The organism is Cupriavidus sp. F041 (assembly GCF_057814235.1).
The window spans coordinates 228281-246430 of sequence record NZ_JBVASY010000003.1 but is presented as its reverse complement, the minus strand read 5'-3'; the positions used below and the strand labels follow the sequence as shown (position 1 = coordinate 246430).

General features: G+C 62.9%; 19 protein-coding genes. 10 read left to right on the top strand and 9 right to left on the bottom strand.

Annotated features, from left to right (window positions below):
* Positions 1–13: 13 nt before the first annotated feature.
* The 3 genes from ACZY0R_RS39740 (at position 14) to ACZY0R_RS39730 (ending at position 1459) form a co-directional block, all read left to right on the top strand.
* Positions 14–199, top strand: coding sequence for a hypothetical protein (locus ACZY0R_RS39740; RefSeq protein WP_488866866.1), 186 nt, complete (start codon positions 14–16; stop codon positions 197–199).
* Between the two features lie 163 nt (positions 200–362).
* Positions 363–1004, top strand: a complete 642-nt coding sequence (locus ACZY0R_RS39735; RefSeq protein WP_488866864.1) for a hydrolase — start codon at positions 363–365, stop codon at positions 1002–1004.
* A gap of 158 nt (positions 1005–1162) precedes the next feature.
* Positions 1163–1459, top strand: coding sequence for a putative quinol monooxygenase (locus tag ACZY0R_RS39730; RefSeq protein ID WP_488866862.1), 297 nt, complete (start codon positions 1163–1165; stop codon positions 1457–1459).
* 41 nt (positions 1460–1500) lie between these two features.
* Here the strand turns inward: ACZY0R_RS39730 and ACZY0R_RS39725 are convergent, their stop codons facing one another.
* From ACZY0R_RS39725 to ACZY0R_RS39690, 8 genes are all read right to left on the bottom strand, one after another.
* Positions 1501–2382 carry an efflux RND transporter periplasmic adaptor subunit gene (locus tag ACZY0R_RS39725; protein ID WP_488866861.1) on the bottom strand — a complete coding sequence of 294 codons (882 nt, stop codon included), beginning with the start codon at positions 2380–2382 and terminating at the stop codon, positions 1501–1503.
* Positions 2383–2437: 55 nt separating this feature from the next.
* Positions 2438–2638 carry a DUF1656 domain-containing protein gene (locus ACZY0R_RS39720; RefSeq protein WP_488866859.1) on the bottom strand — a complete coding sequence of 67 codons (201 nt, stop codon included), beginning with the start codon at positions 2636–2638 and terminating at the stop codon, positions 2438–2440.
* A 21-nt stretch (positions 2639–2659) separates the two neighbouring features.
* The gene (locus ACZY0R_RS39715) at positions 2660–4102 is read right to left on the bottom strand and encodes an efflux transporter outer membrane subunit (protein WP_488866858.1); all 1443 of its coding nucleotides are present in this window, start codon (positions 4100–4102) and stop codon (positions 2660–2662) included.
* A 44-nt stretch (positions 4103–4146) separates the two neighbouring features.
* On the bottom strand, positions 4147–6336 hold the full coding sequence (locus tag ACZY0R_RS39710; RefSeq protein ID WP_488866856.1) for an FUSC family protein: 2190 nt from the start codon (positions 6334–6336) through the stop codon (positions 4147–4149).
* A gap of 164 nt (positions 6337–6500) precedes the next feature.
* Positions 6501–7970, bottom strand: a complete 1470-nt coding sequence (locus tag ACZY0R_RS39705; RefSeq protein ID WP_488866854.1) for a mechanosensitive ion channel domain-containing protein — start codon at positions 7968–7970, stop codon at positions 6501–6503.
* 92 nt (positions 7971–8062) lie between these two features.
* Positions 8063–8764: a SphA family protein gene (locus ACZY0R_RS39700; protein ID WP_488866852.1), complete on the bottom strand. Its 702-nt coding sequence runs from the start codon at positions 8762–8764 to the stop codon at positions 8063–8065.
* Positions 8765–9251: 487 nt separating this feature from the next.
* Positions 9252–9428: a hypothetical protein gene (locus ACZY0R_RS39695; RefSeq protein WP_488866850.1), complete on the bottom strand. Its 177-nt coding sequence runs from the start codon at positions 9426–9428 to the stop codon at positions 9252–9254.
* Entirely contained in the window at positions 9421–9876 is a 456-nt protein-coding gene (locus tag ACZY0R_RS39690) for a TetR/AcrR family transcriptional regulator (protein WP_488866848.1), read from the bottom strand. Before ACZY0R_RS39690 ends, ACZY0R_RS39695 begins: the two co-directional genes overlap by 8 nt.
* Positions 9877–10169: 293 nt before the next feature.
* Between ACZY0R_RS39690 and ACZY0R_RS39685 the strand changes: the two genes are divergently transcribed.
* The 4 genes from ACZY0R_RS39685 (at position 10170) to ACZY0R_RS39670 (ending at position 13948) form a co-directional block, all read left to right on the top strand.
* Positions 10170–10499, top strand: coding sequence for a hypothetical protein (locus ACZY0R_RS39685; RefSeq protein ID WP_488866846.1), 330 nt, complete (start codon positions 10170–10172; stop codon positions 10497–10499).
* A 141-nt stretch (positions 10500–10640) separates the two neighbouring features.
* Entirely contained in the window at positions 10641–11441 is an 801-nt protein-coding gene (locus ACZY0R_RS39680) for a citryl-CoA lyase (RefSeq protein WP_488866844.1), read from the top strand.
* On the top strand, positions 11438–13090 hold the full coding sequence (locus ACZY0R_RS39675) for a class I adenylate-forming enzyme family protein (protein ID WP_488866842.1): 1653 nt from the start codon (positions 11438–11440) through the stop codon (positions 13088–13090). The genes ACZY0R_RS39680 and ACZY0R_RS39675 overlap by 4 nt, the downstream gene beginning before the upstream one ends.
* A gap of 18 nt (positions 13091–13108) precedes the next feature.
* Complete coding sequence (locus ACZY0R_RS39670; protein WP_488866840.1) at positions 13109–13948, top strand: dioxygenase family protein; 840 nt, start codon at positions 13109–13111, stop codon at positions 13946–13948.
* 22 nt (positions 13949–13970) lie between these two features.
* Here ACZY0R_RS39670 and ACZY0R_RS39665 read toward each other — a convergent pair whose 3' ends face one another.
* Complete coding sequence (locus ACZY0R_RS39665) at positions 13971–14825, bottom strand: IclR family transcriptional regulator domain-containing protein (RefSeq protein WP_488866838.1); 855 nt, start codon at positions 14823–14825, stop codon at positions 13971–13973.
* A 56-nt stretch (positions 14826–14881) separates the two neighbouring features.
* Here ACZY0R_RS39665 and ACZY0R_RS39660 point away from each other — a divergent pair, with 56 nt between their 5' ends.
* From ACZY0R_RS39660 to ACZY0R_RS39650, 3 genes are all read left to right on the top strand, one after another.
* Positions 14882–15769 (top strand): LysR family transcriptional regulator, encoded by an 888-nt coding sequence (locus ACZY0R_RS39660; protein ID WP_488866836.1) that lies wholly within the window; start codon positions 14882–14884, stop codon positions 15767–15769.
* Between the two features lie 133 nt (positions 15770–15902).
* Positions 15903–17132 (top strand): CaiB/BaiF CoA transferase family protein, encoded by a 1230-nt coding sequence (locus tag ACZY0R_RS39655; protein ID WP_488866834.1) that lies wholly within the window; start codon positions 15903–15905, stop codon positions 17130–17132.
* Positions 17133–17161: 29 nt separating this feature from the next.
* On the top strand, positions 17162–18106 hold the full coding sequence (locus ACZY0R_RS39650; RefSeq protein ID WP_488866832.1) for a hydroxymethylglutaryl-CoA lyase: 945 nt from the start codon (positions 17162–17164) through the stop codon (positions 18104–18106).
* Positions 18107–18150 lie beyond the last annotated feature (44 nt).

The following is an 18150-nucleotide window of genomic DNA, read 5'->3' as shown; positions in this document are numbered from 1 at the left end:
CGTGGACAGATGCATGTACTGTTTCTGGCCGCGTGCCAGGCGCGCTATCACCAAGGTGGCGGCGCCGGCTCAAAAAACGATAGCCAGCTACGACAGAGTTCCCGGCGGCGGTGCGGAATTCGGCGCTGACATTCTGTTCTTCGTGGCAACGGGAAATCGCGAACACGTTCACTTTTTCTTGCTGGCGGATTGTCCTTGATTGAGGGGGTATCTTTTACTCGGCTCGACACATCGAGTTGCTAGGAGGTGGATGACCTGTCTAGCTGCGTGCCGGTACCGCGCTTTTTGGCATTGAAAGGCGGTTCGACAGGTGTGTGCCCAATCATGGCACCCATGGCAAAACTACCGCATTGGAGACTAGTATGACCAGCGAAGCGATCCGCGATCCGAAGAGTGATCACCTTCTCACCCCGCAGAACTCAACCTTCATCATCATCGATTACCAGCCGGTGCAGGTTAACTCCATTGCCTCGATGGATCGTCAGCTCCTGATCGACAACATCGTAGGCACCGCGAAGATGGCAGTGGCGTACGGGTTGCCGATTGTCCATTCGACGGTGAATGTGAAGACCGGGCTGAACAAGCCGCCAATCCCGCAGATTCAGAAGGTGCTCGGCCACCTGCCGACCATCGATCGCACCTCCATCAACTCTTGGGAGGACACGGAGTTCAAGCAGGCGGTAAAGGCAACGGGGCGGAAGAAGCTGATCATGACCGCGCTGTGGACAGAGGCGTGCTTATCCTTTCCCGCACTGGATGCGCTGGAGGAGGGTTACGAAGTCTATGCAGTAGTGGACGCCGTTGGCGGAACCTCGGTTGCGGCGCATGAGGCCGCATTGCGGCGGATCGAGCAAGCGGGCGGCCAGATGATCAGCTGGACGCAGATGCTGTGTGAACTCCAGCGCGACTGGGCCAGGTCGGATACGGTGCCTGCCTTCATGAATCTCTTCATCGAGACGGGGGGAACGGCCGGCATCCAGTTCGCCTACGAGAAGAAGGATTAGTATCGGCCCGGTTCCGGCCGCCGTGCCTGGCGGACCGTTTCATTGGTTCACGCTGCAGGGGGACTTAGCGAGTTCGTGGCCCCTTTTTGACGCGCCTGCCATGTCCCGGCCCGATAGCGGCACGGCTGCACGCTCTTGACGGCACGACGGAGGGGAAAATGGACGATTTCTTTGTAATGGTAATCGTATATGCGAAGCCGGGGCGCGAGGCGGATCTCAGGGAGAAGCTGAACGCTCTGGTGGAGCCATCGCGCAAGGACCGGGGCAACTTGCGCTATGAGCTATTTGAACAGCAGGATGATCCGAACCGATTCGTCTTCCTAGAGCATTGGGCGAGCGAAGAGGCCCAGGGAGAGCATCACACGCAAGCCGAACATATACGCCGGTTCGAGGAGCACAAAGGTGACTTGGTGGAGCGTGTCGAATTGTTCTACAAGCTGAAGCTCGTTTCCTAGGCATGCATGGCTTGGCATCGCGCCGCCGGAACGGGCGCGCTCTATTTGCCGCCGCCGTCGGCAACGACGGTGACGGTGCACGTGGTCCCCATGGCAAGGCGGAGATCGTCAGGGGGAGCATCCAGATGGATGCGCACGGGCACGCGCTGCGCCAGCCGGATCCAGGTGAACACGGGATTCACGTCAGCCAACAGATTCGCACTGGTAGGGTTGTCGCGGTCGGCAATGCCTCGTGCGATGCTCTCCACATGTCCGCTTAACGGATCGCCACCAGATAGCAGCCTGATCTCGACTTTCGCGCCTACGCGCACCTTCGATAGTTTGGTTTCTTCGAAGTAGCCGTAAATCCAGTAGGAGTGCTTGTTGATGACGGCCATGCGAGCCGACCCGGCACTCACGTAATCGCCAGCATAGAGATTCAGGTTGGTCACGTATCCGTCTACCGGGGAACGAATCTCGCTTCTTTGCAGATTCAGCTTCGCGGTGTCTAGGGCTGCCAGGCTTGCGTCGTAGTTCGCTTTCGCTTGCTTTTCCTGGGCACTGGTATCTTCCCGGCTCTCTATCGAGATGACAGAACTATCGAGGTCACGGCGCCGGATAGTCTGCTGGTGCCGCATGTCCAGCTCCGCCTTGCGGGCCTGGACCTGTGCTTCGGCCTGGGCGAGCGCCTGCCGGAAGCGTTCCTGATCGATCACGAAAAGCAGATCGCCTTGATGTACCTCCTGGTTATCCTTCACGGGCACGCGGGAAACCAGGCCGGAGACATCCGCCGCGATATTCACCACTTCCGCGCGGACACGGCCGTCACGCGTCCATGGTGAGTACATATAGTGCGTCCAGAGACTGTAGCCGAGTACGATCGCCGCTGTTGTCAATAGCAAGGTGACAAGCAGACGCAACAGGAATTGCGTTTTCAATTTCATGTTCCTGAATGATTTTGATCCGATTAGTGATTGGCGATAACCCCGGATGGGAAGATCAGGCCCATAGCATGAGGCCGATGCCGCTGAACATGCACACGAACAAGGCCGCGCGAAACAGCGCGGGGTGCCACACCAGGCGATAGAGACCAATGCGTGCGAACAGGTAGTCGACCAGCAGGTAGAGCACCACGCAAGCCAGGAATACCGGCAACAACGTCGGCATCAGAACAGATGACAAGGCGATTTCACGAGGCATGGGACAGTGCTCCGGCATTGCTCATTTCTGGCTCGCAGATTTTGTCGCGTCAAAGCCGCCGCCCAGGGCTTGCATGAGACGTGCCCATGCATCGAGGCGGCTGGCCTGCACCAGCGCGAGGCTTTGCTGCTGGCGCCTGAGTTCGTTCTCGGTGTTCAGTACGTTGAGGTAGTCGGTGAACCCGCTGCGGTAGCCCTTCTCGGCGAGCCCGTACGCCTGCTTTGCCGACAGTAGCGCTTCCTCGATGCCGGCCTGCTGCTGTGTGAGCGACTGGAGGGAGATCACTTGATCCGCCACGCTTTGGAAGGCGGAAAGCACAGCCTTATTGTAGCTCTCGACCGCGAGGTCGTAGTTCGAGGTTGCGGCGCCATAGTTGCCCTGTCTTCTCCCACCGTCAAAGATAGGCAGCGAGAACGCGGCGCCAACGTTGTGTCCGATCGCGTCGTTGTTGATAAACGTAAAGAAGTTGCCGAAGGCCGCGGAAGCCAGGCCCAGGCTCGCCACGAGATTGATGTTCGGGTAGAAATCCGCCTTTGCCACCTTCATGCCTTGCGCGGCCGTTTCTACGCGCCAGCGTTGCGCGACGATGTCGGGCCTGTGTCCGACCAGTTCCGCCGGCAGCATGGCTGGCACGGTAATCGGCGTTTCCAGTACCAGTTTTGGGCGCTGCAGCCGCTCCCCCGCGCCCGGGCCGTCGCCGCTGAGCACCGCAAGCTGGTTCTTGATCAGCGCGATCTCCCGTTCCGATTGTTGTAGCTGCGCAAGCAGGGCGGGGATCGGCGTGCGCGCCTGGCTCAGTTCCAGTTGGCTGGCCAGGCCCCGGCTCCCGCGCTTGCGGATGATGTCGTAGATGTTGCTTTGCCGCGCAAGCATTGCCTTGTTCACATCCCAGATCGCATACTGCAGGGCCAGTTCCACATAGGCACGAACTACGGAGGTCTCCAGGTTCAACTGCACGGCGCGGGCATCGGCGGCGGCCGCTTGCACATTGTCGATGGTGCCCTGCAGTACGGCCCGGTTCCTGCCCCAAAGGTCGAGGTCGTAGGAGAGATCGATGCCTATGCGGTTGTTCCATGTGGTGTGGCCGCCAATGGGCTGCGGGGTGGACAGGCGTGGAAACCGAGTCCGGCCAAATGCACCGCCACCGGTGACGCTGGGTTCGACGGCAGCGCCGGCAATCCGGGCTTGCGCTTCGGCAAGCTGGCTTCTTGCCTGCGCGATTCGCATATCGGGACTGCCTGCGACCGCACGTTCTACCAGCGCATTCAAAGCCGGGTCACCAAGGCGGTCCCACCAGGCCTGCTGCGGCCAGTCGGCGTCCTGCTGCGTCGCGCGCAAGGCGGCACCGGCATCGACCGCGGTGGCATCGATCAGGGTGGATGACGGGGCGATGCCGCCTGTATTGGCGCAACCGGCGAGGGCGCAAGCGCAGGCACAGGCGCAAATCAGGGATCTAGCTGGCACGGCGAACACCCGCATGATGGGAGGCAACGGCGCGCATGCTTGCATCAGGCAGCTTCGGCACCGGTGCCCGGAAAGGCATTGACCAGGGGGAGGGCATCGTCCAGCAGCGACAGCCTGATGAAGTGCAGGAAGGCCCGGACCTGCGACGGCCGCGATCCAGGCTCGCCGCCTGCCGTATTGCTTGTATTGCTTGCCGTTCCGGCTGTCTGTTCAATGGCGTTTTCGACGGCGCGCAACGCGACCCCATGAGTCTGCGGCGAGGGTGCAAGGAATAGCGCGGAGATCGCCGCCAGCATGCTGTCTTGTTGTTCTTTCCATCTCGCTGGCATGGTCTCCCTGGCCGTGGCTTCACGAATATTGATCACACCAAGCCCGATTTCCAGCGCGGCGAAAGACCATCCCAACAGTTCCGCCTGGCTGGCGCGGCCGGTCACCGGCCGGGTGCCGGCGTACTGCACGAAATCGCGGATATTGCTCTCGAAGGTCAGGCGCAGGCCGTCGAGTGCGCCATGGCACGCCTCTCTTGCCACCAGCTTGCGCAACTGATGCAGATAGCGCTCGGCCAGCCAATGGCCGCCCTGGGGCACGATGGTCGCAAACGCGAGCGATGCTATCGCAATGCCAAGCAGCGTGGCAAGGCCCGAGTCGAGATAGCTGGTCGGGTTGTAGATAGTCGGGTTTGTCAGATTGCTGAGGAAATTGAAATAGATACCGAATCCCAACCCGATCGTCGCGGTTTTCGGAAAGGTGCCGAGATAGCTGCCTGCCATGATGAACGGGACGATCCAGACCGCGAGCAGCAGGAATCCATCCAGGCGAGGCAGGATGAAGAAGTTGAAAAACAGGCCGGCCAGCCAGGCCGCCGCACAACCGATGAGCATCTGCCGGGCGACGGCGGTCGGCTGGGGCATGACCGAGTAGAGCGCGATGGCGATGGCAGCGGCGATGACTGCCGAGCTGCCGCCGTTCCAGCCCGACACAATCCAGAGCCAGGAGCATGCCAGGATGGCTATCGCCGCGCGCAGGCCGGATGCCAGGGCAAAGGCGCGATTCCCCGAGTACAAGAGTTTGTGCGGCCGTTTGCGGGGGCGCTCCGTGACGAATGTGCGCGCCGTGCGCAGGGCAATATAGTGCTCGGTATAGGAGAGCAGATCGGCCGTGGCTTCGTCGAGTGCTGCCGCACCAGCGGCAAACCGGTCCGATGCCGGCGGCGGGGCATCGGAAAGCGCCGCCGAGGCGGACGCGATGCTGCCGGGCAGTTCGGACTTCAATGCCAGCAATCCGGCATGCAGGCCGCGTACCTCCGCCAGGCTTAGCCTGGCGCCGTCCGAGGGGAAAGGCAGGATTCTGGACAGCGAGTCGAAGAGGGCATCGAGCGCGCCTCCGGCCCGATGATCGTCGGTCTTTTCGATGCGTGCGCGCAGTTGGTGAATGGTGTGAAAGCGCGCAATGGCATCGAGGAAATCGTGATTCAGGCGAACCATCAGGTCATTGTTCGCGCGCAGCTCCGGATCCTCGAAGACCACCGCGCTGCGCAAGTTCTCAAGCTGGGCGCGTTCGCCCATCAGATGCAGGTGTGAAAGTCCAAGCGCGGACGGGGATTGCCTGCCGTGCAGGGCCTCGCGGATGAAGCCGACAAAGGTGGTGATATGCTGCTGGCCCGCAGCCAGCATCATCGTGGCGACCCGCTGTGGGAAGATCAGCGCGCTTACCAACCCTGCGCAAAGGATCCCGATCGATACCTCGCTAAGGCTGACAATCACGTTATCAAAGATCGCATAGGGATTGTTGATGGACGGAACGGCGGCAATACACGTCGCGTAGCCCGCGAGTACGAACCCATACGATTGATAGTTCCGGTAGTAGGCAGCCCCGCAAACACATAGCCCGGTCCAGACGGACAAGCAGAGCAGGAATAGCACGCGTTCTTGTGGAAAGGCGAAGAACAGCAGCAGGGCGGCCAGATTGCCAACCAGCATCCCCAGGGCGCGGTAGAAACCTCTTGCCAGCACCATGCCGCTATGCTGATGCATCATCAGGATGACCGCTGAAACCATGGCGGTGCGCGGCGAGGAAAGCTCAAGCCGCATCGAGAGCCACATGGCAAGGACCACGGCAAGCGCGGTCTTGGACGCGTGCACCAGCCGTCCCCGGTCCGCCTGCCAGTATGTCCGGACGGCATTGGCGAATGATGCGCGCTCTGGCGCTAACGTGCTGCCGGATGTCTTTGCCATTGCACTTGGGTCAGAGCCTGACGAGGGTGGTAAAAGAGCGCAAACGCTGGTGTTCCCGCAGTTTCTGGACTGGTGTCATCATAGTCGAGCACGAGGTGCGCCGGCGTTCTGCGCGACCGAACACGGTGTTCTGCCGGAGAGGCCAGTGCCCGGGGTCACGGCACCTAGTGTCCGGCAAGATGATGGAGGCTGTGCATCTTGTCCTGGAGCCATTGCAAGACGCTGGATTTGCCGGCATGGGCAGGCGGTTGCATGTTGCCGAAGGCGCTGTTCGATTCCTGCCGCTGGGAAAGCAGCTGGCACATTTGCGATCCCACTTCAGGACGGGATTGAAGTACCGGTGTGAGATCCGTTTTATCGAGCCGGTAGAGGACCACGCCGGTAATTGCCTCAATGGTCACCTGCATGGCAATGCCCGCCAAAACGCCAGGCTCGCCGAACGCTTCACCCGGTCCGAGGCGGGCAGTCTCCACGCGCTCGTTTCCGCGTGCAATTGAGACGGAGAGCACACCCGAGTCCACAAGGAGCATGTAGTCCGTGACATCGGAACTTGTCACAACCGTCTGGTGCGCCTGGTATTCATGCCGCGACAGGCGTTTGGCAAGCTGGGAGAGTTCGTCCGCGCCGAGCGCCTGGAAGATGCTCACAGTCGAAAGCAGGCGCTGGCGGCGATCGGTCGCCGGGGTGCCTGTGTTGGGGACGGCGAGCGGACGGAGATTGACGTCGACGGATGCGAGGTGCCGATGCGCGAGATCGAAGAGTTGATTCGTGGCCAGTCTCTTATTGGCGATATCCTCGACGTAGCAGGTAATTTCATATTCGATCGAGTTGGCGCCGGCCTGTTTCACCATCACCGATGGCGCGGGCTTTGCCAATGCGACTTTGCAACCTAGAACCGCGCGCTCCAGCGCTTCCACAACCACATTCGGGCGGGCTTCCGGTGTGACCTGGATGGATACGTTGACGCCGTGCAGTTCCGAGGGCCGGCTGATATTGGTGATCTTGGCCCGGGCAGTCACGTTGTTGGGGATCACCACCAGATTCCCTTGGGCGCTCAGCAGATGGGTGGCGCGCCAGTTTATCTCCAGCACCTTGCCGTCCACGCCATCGATGGAGACCCAGTCGCCGAGATGGTAGGGCTGTGTGGCGTTCAGTACGAGTCCCGAGAACACATCGCTCAATGTACTTTGGATCGCCAGGCCAACAATGATGGCCAGGGCGCCCGACGTCGCCAGCAAGCCGCTCACAGGAAGCTCAAGCACGTAGGCGATGGCCGCCACGGCCGCGGCAACGAAGATCAGCGCACCCAGCACGTCCTGGAACAGGCGCTCCTGGTGCCAGGCCTTGGGCATGAAGAGCGCGTCCAGGAGAATGGTGAGGGCGCGGGCGCCGAGCAGCCACCAGATGATCTCCAGCGCCTGTCCAAGGAAATGGCGAACCGGCTGTTCAGGCGACGGTGCTGCATCGAGCGGGCTCATGCCGCCATGGAGAAGCACGGCAGTCAGCAATGCAAATATTGCCAGCCGGGCGGCAAGGCGCAGCCGCTTGTAGCCGGGTTCGATGAGGCGCCAGGCGAGAACGTCGCATAGCACCAAGCCAACACCCAGGCAAAGAGGATCCAGCAAATATTCCATGGCGAGACCTTTCGTACGGATGATGCCAATTCATGCAGCCATAACAAGCCGCCCCTGGAAAGTGAGGCAAGAGGCTGGCGCGGTGTTTCCAATCAGAACGGGAGCAGGTACCGCAGCACGATCTTGCTGCCCTCCGGGCGATTCCTGGCGCCCCATTCCTTATATGCATTCAACAGGATCTGGTACGAACTTTCTTGGTATAGCACCCCCGGGCCAGCCCCGAAGAGCCGTTCCTTGGAGTCCGACTGGTACTTGCCATTGATGCGATCCTCGCTGAGTTGTTGCAGGGCATAGCCAGCGATGCCGATCCGCCAGTGCTTGGAAACAGCATAGGAGCCAGAGAGGTTTAGAGACAGCGCGTCACCGGCCTGCACGGAGTCTGCGTTGAAGGCCGAGGATGGCTTGGTGTTCTTGCTGCTCCACTGGTAGTTGAGCCGGGCACTGATCTCGAACTTATCGGTGGGCATCAGCGTGAAAGCATAGTAAGGCGCGACCGTCCCAGGCATGGCTTCCGGCGTTGGCGAGCGCATTGCGGTTGTACTGCCCGGTTGGCGCCGAAACAAGCAGATCGAACCGCTGGAAGAAGGGCATGTCAAACAGCGTCTGGCCCGTCCCATTGAACCAGGAAGGGGCTGAACTGGACGTCCGCCGGCGGCAAAGTTGCTGTCTTCGAGGCCGGGCCCGACTTTCAGGTTGGCATAGACAAGCGGAAGCAATATCTCGCCGCCAACGTGTCCGCCAAGCAGCGTGATATTGGGGGATATGTAGGCAATATGTGGGACGATGGCAGCCACCTCGATGCGCGGGGCCGCCGGACCGGCGTTGGCCGGCGTCGTCCTTGATGGTCGTGGCGTGGTAGTAGCTGGAGCCAACTTCAAAAAGGAAGCCCGGCCCTGCGATGCCGTCCAGAAAGCTCGTGTTGCCGAGATTCATCGGGGGCAGTGTCACCGCGTCCGCCAGGGCGGCGGACGACAAAAAGGCGCAGCAAATCAGCGGCAAAAGCTGGCGCGTAATTTTCATATCACAGCCTGTTGATGTGTGATGGCGCCCGCTTTGACGTCAATCGAGGATAGTCGGCAGGTGCTGGCCGAGAAGGGACTCTAGGCCTTGCTGGAACAACGGCGATATCTCCGCCACCGGCGGTGGAGGGAGCAAGCGGCTGTCGCAACCGATTGTCAGAGGAGCCGAGTGAGCACAGGACGCGCGTCGAGCGCGTTGACGCTCGCAATGCGGCGCTGTGAGCCGACAAGGCCCCGGCATTCGGGAAATACCGATAGGCAGCTATGACCTTACGATCAAAGCAATGGCAGACAGAATGAGCGCGTCGAGTTCGCCTTCGGTGGGGCGGTAGTCAGTCGCGAGCGCGCGGTGCAATGTGCCGGCGATCACGATGCTGTGGAATGTCTGGGCGGCGATCTCAGGTGTTGCAACCAGCGTGGCCCCTGCCGCCTCATGCATTGCCAGGAAACTGGCGATATACGTGCAGGAAGCCTTCGGGCCGCGGGTGTACCACGCATCGCCCTAGTTCAGGGAACCGGCGTGATTCGGCGATGATGAGCCGCAGGAATGCGAGGTGGCGTTCCTCCAGCAGCGACTGAAGGAAGCTGTGCGCTATTTTCTGCAAGCCCTGCGCCGCGCTGCTGTGCGAGAGGTCCAGGCACTCGGTTTTCTCCAGGAATTTGCCGCAAAGCATCTCTACAACGGCGACAAAGAGCCCGTCCTTGCCGCCAAAGTAGCTGTAGACATTGGTCTTTGAGCCTCCACACGCCTTGACAATCTCGTCGAGGCTGACGCCGTCGTAGCCGTGATCGAGAAACATGTCGGCGGCGATGGTCAGAATCAGCGCGCGCTTATCTTCCCCCCGGCGCGTCAAGCGCACAGGCGACTTCGCGGAGGTTTTCGTCAACGTGCTCTGTTGTAGGTCCATTGAGTAGCAAGGTGGTTAAGAGGCCAAGCGCCAAAATCGCGACCTGATGTCTCAGGTCCTCTGCAGTCTATCAAATCGAAGATCCAGGGCCTTGCGGCAGTCCTGCGCCGCTCAGAGCATTCAACGATACCGAACCCTGTCTTCCAAACCGAAGAATACCATACGGTACGGTTTTGTCTATAGTGTGCTCCAAGGGCGTAACCACTCGGGTCGAAAAGTGCATCTGACGTGATTTACCGTTCTCTTTTTTAGTTTTCAAAGGAGCAAGTGCGATGAGAAAGGCAATGATTGGCGCGGCCGTGATGCTGGTAGCGAGTTCAGTCGCGCAGGCGACTGTGCGTTCTCCCGACGTCTTTTTGGATGGTGCGCGCAGCAGTCGGCTCGAAGCACCCCAGGTGGCGACGCAGGACCTCCCGCGACACGGCGGACTTGTCGATGAGCAGTTCCGCAAGGTAGCGGTGCAAAAGGCTGATCCCTATACCAATGGCGCGGCTCGCCCAGTTGATCCCTTCACCGATGGGGCCATCCGGCAAGTCGATCCGTTCACGGACGGTTCGCTGGCAAAGATCGGCAATGCGGAGCCATTCACGGACGGAGCGTGAGCGATGCCTTGGGCGAACCTGCCGAGCTATGCGGTTCGCCTGTCCTCGTTCAGGTGGCTTGCCAACTGGTAGATCCCGCCCTAGAATTATTTCGCATATCGCTATTATTTGCGCCTAACGCAAAAATAAAGAGGAGATGATATGACAATCGAGCAGACAAAGCAGCCCCCGGCTGGCCGTACGGCCATCGCCGAGGTGGATATCCATGGGGTCTCCGTGCACGGCAAGGACCTGAGCCAGGAACTCATCGGCAAGGTCGGCTTCACGGAGTACTTCCTGTTTCTCCTTACCGGGCGGATACCTGACCAAGGACTGGTGGCGGTCACCAATGCCTGCCTCGTCGCCATCGCCGAACATGGCCTGGTGCCGTCCGTGCAGGCTGCGCGAATGACCCTTGCGGCTGCCCCGGACGCGCTGCAGGGCGCGGTCGCGGCCGGCGTCCTTGGCTGCGGCTCCGTGATACTGGGTGCATCGGAAACCGCTGGCCTGATGCTCAAGGAAGTGCTGGCGGGCAGGGAGGTTGGTTCCATTGCCGAAAGCGCGCACTCGGTGGTCCGGGCCTTGCGCCAGGCGCGCAAGTCGCTGCCGGGCTTTGGCCATCCCACGCACAAGCAGGGCGACCCGCGCGCGCACCGGCTGCTGGCGTACTCGCGCGAACTAGGCCTGGCGGGCGAACACGTCGCCGCGCTGGAAGCGGTCGCCGAAGCGGTCCCGGCGCACTACGCCAAGCCATTGCCCATGAACGTGTCCGGGGCGATCCCGGCGGTTCTGCTGGATGCCGGATATCCGGCCGGCGCCTTGAAGGGGGTGCCGCTGCTGGCCCGCGTGGCAAGCCTGATCGCCCACCTGCAGGAAGAGCAACGGCAGCCTATTGGCTTCATCCTGGCCGATGCCGCCGAACACGCCATCGCTTTTGACGGCATCCCGGCGAGGGCAGCATGAGCCATCCTCATTCCGTCGGTAACCCGGCGATGATCACCCCGCTGGAGGTGCTCCGGCAGTACCGGGCGCATGACTTCACGCTCCCGGATTTTCTCGCCGCGCGGGTCGAAGCACATCCGGACAAGCCCGCCGTCCTGTTCGAAGGCGAGTCCTGGACCTATGGGCAGCTGGAAGCGCGGATTTCCCGCGCCGCGAACTGGCTGGCGCACGATATGCGTGTGCGCCCCGGCGACAGGATCGGCATCCTGTCGGCCAACCATCCCTCCACGGTGGTACTGATGTTCGCGCTGGCGCGGATCGGCGCCAGCATGGTGCCGGCGAATCCGGACTACCGGCTGGACGAGGCGCTCTACGTGCTCCGGCACGCGCAGGTCTCGGGCGTGGTGTGTTCCCCGGCCACCTTCGAAACCGCGGCGGCCGTCGTCGCCGAACTTGGCGAGAGTGTCTGGCTGCGTGCCAACGAGGCCGGCCAGCACGCGGTGCCCACGCTTGAGGAATCGATGGGCGCCGGCACGCCGGCGCAGGTACCGCCGGGCACGGGCAACGCGACCGATACCGCGCTGATCATTTACACCTCGGGCACCACCGGTTTCCCGAAAGGCGCCATGCACAGCCATCGCGGCTATGTGCTGACCGCGGAGGCATTCGTTGGCCGCCTCCACCTGCAGCCCAGCGAGCGGGTGATGTGCGTGATGCCGTTGTTCCACATCAATGCGCTGATGTACTCGGTTGGCGGCGCCTTCGCATGCGGCGGCTGCCTGGTGCTGCTGCGCAAGTTCTCCGCCTCGTCCTTCTGGCGCTTTGCCGCGGAGAGCGGCGCGACCGAGGTCAACCTCGTGGCTGCCGCCGGCAGCATCCTGGCGCGCCGGCCACGCGAGGAATTCGTCCCCGGCCACCGCATCACCAAGATGTTCATCGCGCCGCAGACGCAGGAGATGGTCCGCGTGATGAAGAACGAGTTTCATGTGCCGCGGCTGATCGAGTGCTATGGCATGACCGAAATTCCGGGGGTGATCGCCAACCCCTTCAATGGGCCGCACAAGCTGGGGACGATGGGCCTTATCTCGCGTCATCCCGATACCAGCATCGCGGCGCCCGAAGCCCGCATCGTTGACGACGAGGGAGTTGACGTGGCCCAGGGCGAGGAGGGCGAGTTGCTGATCCGCACGCCCACCTTGATGCAGGGCTACTTTCGAGACGCCACGCAGACCGAAGCCGCGTTCAAGGCCGGCTGGTTCGCCACTGGCGACCTGGTGCGCCAGGACGCCGACGGCTACTACGTCTTCGTCGCCCGCAAGAAGGACGTCATCCGGCGCAAGGGCGAAAACGTGTCCGGCGCCGAACTCGACCGCATTTTCGGCGAGCATCCCGCGGTCGAAGAAGCCGCGGCCGTTGGCGTGCCGGCCGAGCTTGGCGAAGAAGAAATCATGCTGGCAGTGCAGCTCAGGAAGGGCCAGACGGTCAATCCGGCAGCCCTGGTTGCCTGGGCCAAAGACCGGCTTGCCGCGCACAAGCTGCCGCGCTTCGTGGTGCTGGTCGACGCCATTCCCCACACGCCCACGCATAAGCCGGCCAAGCACAAGCTGAAGGCGGATTCGACCCTGCTTGCGCGAGCCGTCGACCTGGCCGGCGGCGCCGCAACCCGATAAATCGAGACGGAGACAACCATGAACATGCAAGACAATCCCACCCTGCAACGGGCAATCGGCGCGATGTGCGAAGGTGCCGCAGGTTCCGATCCGGCGCTTCAGGCTCGCTTCGCGGTGGCGCTTCGCCACTTTCACGCCATGCTGGACGAATTGCGCCTGACGGACCAGGAGCTCTATCGCATCGTAGGCTGGCTGGGCAAGGTGGCGGCCCAGGATGAACTCATCATGCTTTGCGACATGATGGGCATGACCATGCGGGCGCTCGATCTGGCACGCTCCGACGATCAGGCCACCCCGCAGAACGTGACCGGTCCCTTCCCGAAGGACGGCATCGCCGAAGGCCCCAATCCTTGTTCACTGGCGACGGACGAAGAGCCCGGCCAGCGTCTCGAGCTAAGGGGGCAGGTGCGCGACGCCGTGACCGGCCGTTCCATCGCGGGGGCGCAACTCATCGTGTGGCAGCCGAACCAGTTCGGCCGCTATGAAAACGAGGACGATTCCCAGTCGGCGGACAACCTGCGCGGCAAGCTGCGCTGCAACGCGGATGGCGGTTTCAGCATTCTCACGGTGCGGCCAGGCGGCTACATCATCGGCCGCGAAGACACCGAAGTCGGCGTGCTGATGAAGCGGCTCGGCCGCAACCGCCAGCGCGCTCCGCATATCCACTACCGCGTGGTACATCCCGGCTATCGGATGCTCACCTCGCAGGTTTATTTCGCCGGCGATCCCGCCAATCCGGTCGACTGTATCTTCTCGACCATCGACGACCACATCGTGGCAGTGCGCCCGCATCCCGAGCGCGACAACTACCAACTGGTGGAGCTCGATATCGCCATGGAGCCCGAGGCGGCACGCTAGGCGCGTGCCGGTCTTGCCCGGCTCAGGACGCCGCCGAAATGGAGTGCGCCAGGGCGGGCGCTCGCTGTATCGCCGCCTCGATCGAGGCGGCGGCCTCGCGCAGCGCGGGCAAGCGGGTGGAGAGCAGTTCGTCCATGCTGGTCCGTTCGGCTTCGGTCGAGCAATTGATGGCGGCGATCACCCGCTGCTGCGGGTCGCGCACCGGTACCGCGATCGACAGCACGCCGATTTCCAGCTGGCTGTCCTGTGCCGCGTAACCCTGCTCCAGTGCCTTGGCCAGCGCCGCCCGCAGATCGTCCGCTTCGCTCAGCGTCATCGGGGTGTACTTCTGGAACGGCGCCTTGGCGAGGACAGCGTTCTGCTGCCGCTTCGGCGCGTGCGCAAGCAGCAGCCGCCCGAGCGAGGTGCAGTGGACCGGCAGGCGGTAGCCAACCGAGGCGCGAAACGCGATGCGGCGGCTGCTTGGCACGTGCGCAAGATAGACCACGCTGTCGCCGTCGAGGATGGCCAGCGAGACCGAATCGCGAAAGCGCTCGGCCACCTCTTGCAGGAAGGGCTGCACGATGTCGCGCAGGTTCATGGAGCTGAGGAAGGCCGCCCCAAGCGACAGCACCTTGGGCAAGAGCAGGAATCGACGCCCGTTCGCGCCGATGTAACCGAGCGATTGCAGCGTCAGCAGCGCGCGGCGTGCGGTGGCGGGGCTCATTCCCGTGGCCTGGGCGACTTCGCTCAGCGTCATTTCGGGTTCGCTGTCGGTGAACGCCTGAATGACCGCAAGGCCTCGCGCCAGGGCCGCGACATAGTCGCGGTGGCCTTCTTCCAGTTTGGGCTGCGCGTCCTCGTCGGCCGCGGCAGTGGGTTTGGCGATTGGTTTCATGCGCGTATTTTAGCCACAAGACAGCCGCCATCGGCATTCCGGAGCACAAGATCATCGTGAGGCTCGATCCAACGTCATTGCGGCTCTTCGTCTGCATCCTCGAAGAGGGATCCATCTCGGCTGCCGCCGAACGCGCGCATCTTGCCGCGGCGGCGGTAAGCAAGCGCGTCAGCGAGCTGGAGCACTGCCTGGGAACGGCGTTGCTCGTGCGCAGCAACAAGGGGGTGCGCCCGACGGCAGCGGGGGTGGAGCTGATGCACCTGGCGCGTGGCGTCCTGCACGACCTCGACGATATTGCCGTTCGCATGCGCGACTATGCCGGGGGACTGCGGGGGCGAGCCAGGGTATTCGCCAATATCTCCACCATCACGCAGTTCCTGCCGGCGCAACTCAAGTCCTTCCTGGCGGCATATCCGCTGATCGACGTGCACCTGGAGGAGCGCATCAGTTCCGCGATTGTGCGGGCCGTGGCGGAGAACGCCGCCGATATCGGCATCTTTACCGCCGGGGCGGCAGGGGCGGAGCTGGAGACCTTTCCCTACCGGCGCGACGAACTGGTGCTGATCGTGCCGCAAGGGCACGCGCTTGCCGGCCGGCAGTCGGTGGCGATACGCGAGACGCTGGACTACGACCACGTGAGCCTGCACGCGGGCAGCCACATCAACCTGCAGCTGATCAAGGCCGCCAGCGAGGCGGGAAGGGCGCTCAAGCCGCGTATTCACGTGCCGGGCTACGACGCCCTGTGCTTGATGGTGCAGGCCGGCCTGGGCCTGGGCATCCTGCCCAAATGCAGCGCCGCGCCATACCAGCACACGCTTGGCATCCACACCATCAGGCTGGACGAACCGTGGGCGGAGCGCCAGCTTGTGATCGGGGTACGCGCGTACCAGGGCTTGTCCGTGGTGGCGAGGCTGCTGGTCGACCACCTTCGCGAGGCGCCGTAGCCGTGCCGGCCCTGCCATCGCGTTTTGCGATGGCGCGCTCGCCAATGGTTGCTTTACGGCTTGCGCGACTTCTTTCAACCTTCAGTACCGCGAGCCACCAGGCAATAGTGGCAGATAGGAGTTCGATACAGCCATGGCCGAAGCCAACAACGACGACAAAGACAACGTCAACGACAAACCCTCCCTCTGGGGCATCCGGGTCATTGAACTCGGTTCGCTGATCGCCGGACCATACGCGGGCAGCCTGCTGGCCCAGTTCGGTGCCGACGTGCTGAAGATCGAGCCGCCCGAGGAGGGCGATCCGCTGCGCAAATGGCGCAAGCTGTACGAGGGCACCTCCCTGTGGTGGTACAGCCAGAGCCGCAACAAGAAATCGGTGACGCTGGACCTGCGCTCGCCCGCGGGCCAGGACATCGTGCGCAAGCTGGTCGCCAGTGCCGATATCGTGATCGAGAACTTCCGGCCGGGGACGCTCGAAAAATGGGGCCTCGGCTGGGAAGACCTGCGCCAGGTGAATCCGGCGCTGATCATGGTCAGGATTTCCGGGTACGGTCAGACTGGTCCCTACAAGGACCGGCCGGGCTTTGCCGCCATCGCGGAATCGATGGGCGGGCTGCGCTACGTCTCGGGCTATCCGGACCGGCCGCCGGTCCGCTCGGGTGTGAGCATCGGCGATACGCTGGCCTCGCTCTACGGCGTGATCGGCGCGCTGCTGGCCATGCATCACTTGCGCGTCAACGGCGGCGAGGGCCAGTTTATCGACGTGGCGCTCTACGAATCGGTCTTCGCCGTGATGGAGAGCCTGGTTCCCGAATACTCGATGCTCAAGCATGTGCGGGAGAGATCGGGCACAAGCCTGCCGGGTATCTCGCCTTCCAATACCTATCCCTGCAAGGACGGCCACTACGTCGTCATCGCCGGCAATGGCGACGCCATCTTCAAGCGCTTCATGACGGCCATCGGCCGCGGCGATCTCGCCGAAGACCCGCGCCTTGCCCATAACGACGGCCGGGTCGCGCATAACGCGATGCTCGACGAGGCCATCGCCGCGTGGACATCCTCGCATGACCTGGAAACGGTGCTCGCCACGCTGGGCGCCGCGGCCGTCCCCTGCGGCAAGATCTACACGGCCGCCGAAATCTGCACCGATGAGCACTATCGCGCCCGCGACATGATCGAGACCCACACCCTGCCGGACGGCGTGCCAGTGGAAATGGCGGGGATCGTGCCCAAGCTCAGCGAGACCCCGGGCAAGACCCAGTGGCTCGGCCCCGCGCTGGGTGCCCACACGGAGGAGGTGCTGGCATCGCTCGGCATCTCCGGCGCCGAATTCCAGGCATTGCGCGACGCCGGCGTGGTCTGAACCGCCAGCCAGCACGACAGGAGAAAGTCATGTGGTTTTCAAACGCCCCGCAGCGGGTATTCATCAACGAGGTTTCGGTACGGGACGGCTTCCAGATCGAACCAGAGTTTATTCCGACCGAGCGGAAGATCGATCTGATCGACCGGCTATCGGCAACGGGACTGGCCAAGATCGAGATCACTTCCTTCGTCTCGCCCAAGGCCATTCCGAATCTGCGTGATGCCGAAGCGGTCGCCAGGGGGATCCGGCGCCATCCGGATGTCACCTACGCGGCGCTGGTGCCCAACGCGCGCGGCTGCGAACGGGCGCTCACTTGCGGCATAGACGAGATCAATCTGGTCATGTCGGCAAGCGAGACGCATAACCTGGCCAATATGCGCATGACCTGCGCGCGGTCGATCGAGCAGTTTCGCGGTGTGATGCAACTGGTGCAGGGAACGGCGCTGCGGGTCAGCGGCTGCATCGCGACGGCCTTCGGCTGCCCGTTCGAAGGCGAGATTGCGCCCGAGCGGGTGAAATGGGCTGCCGAGCAGTATCTCGGCATGGGCATGCACAGCATCACGCTGGCGGATACCACCGGCATGGCCGATCCTCGCCAGGTGGGCGCACTGGTGGCGGCCTTCCGCGCATGGTTCCCCGGCGTGCCCTTGACCTTGCACTTCCACAACACGCGCGGCATGGGACTGAGCAACGTGCTGGCGGGACTGGCGGCGGGGGTGACCAGCTTCGACGCGTCGCTGGGCGGGCTGGGCGGCTGCCCGTTCGCGCCGGGCGCCACCGGCAACATCTGCACCGAAGACCTGGTGCACATGCTGAAGTCGTCCGGCGTTGACACCGGGGTCGACCTGGACCGGTTGCTCGGTGTGGCGCTAGGCCTGCCGGCCCTGGTCGGGCACGACATTTCCGGGCAGGTCGTCAAGGCCGGCAAGCGCACCGACCTCCATCCCAGGCCGGCCTGGCTGGAAACACGATAGGCCGGCAGCGCAATCCAGCATCCCTTGGCAAGGCCCGCGCGCGA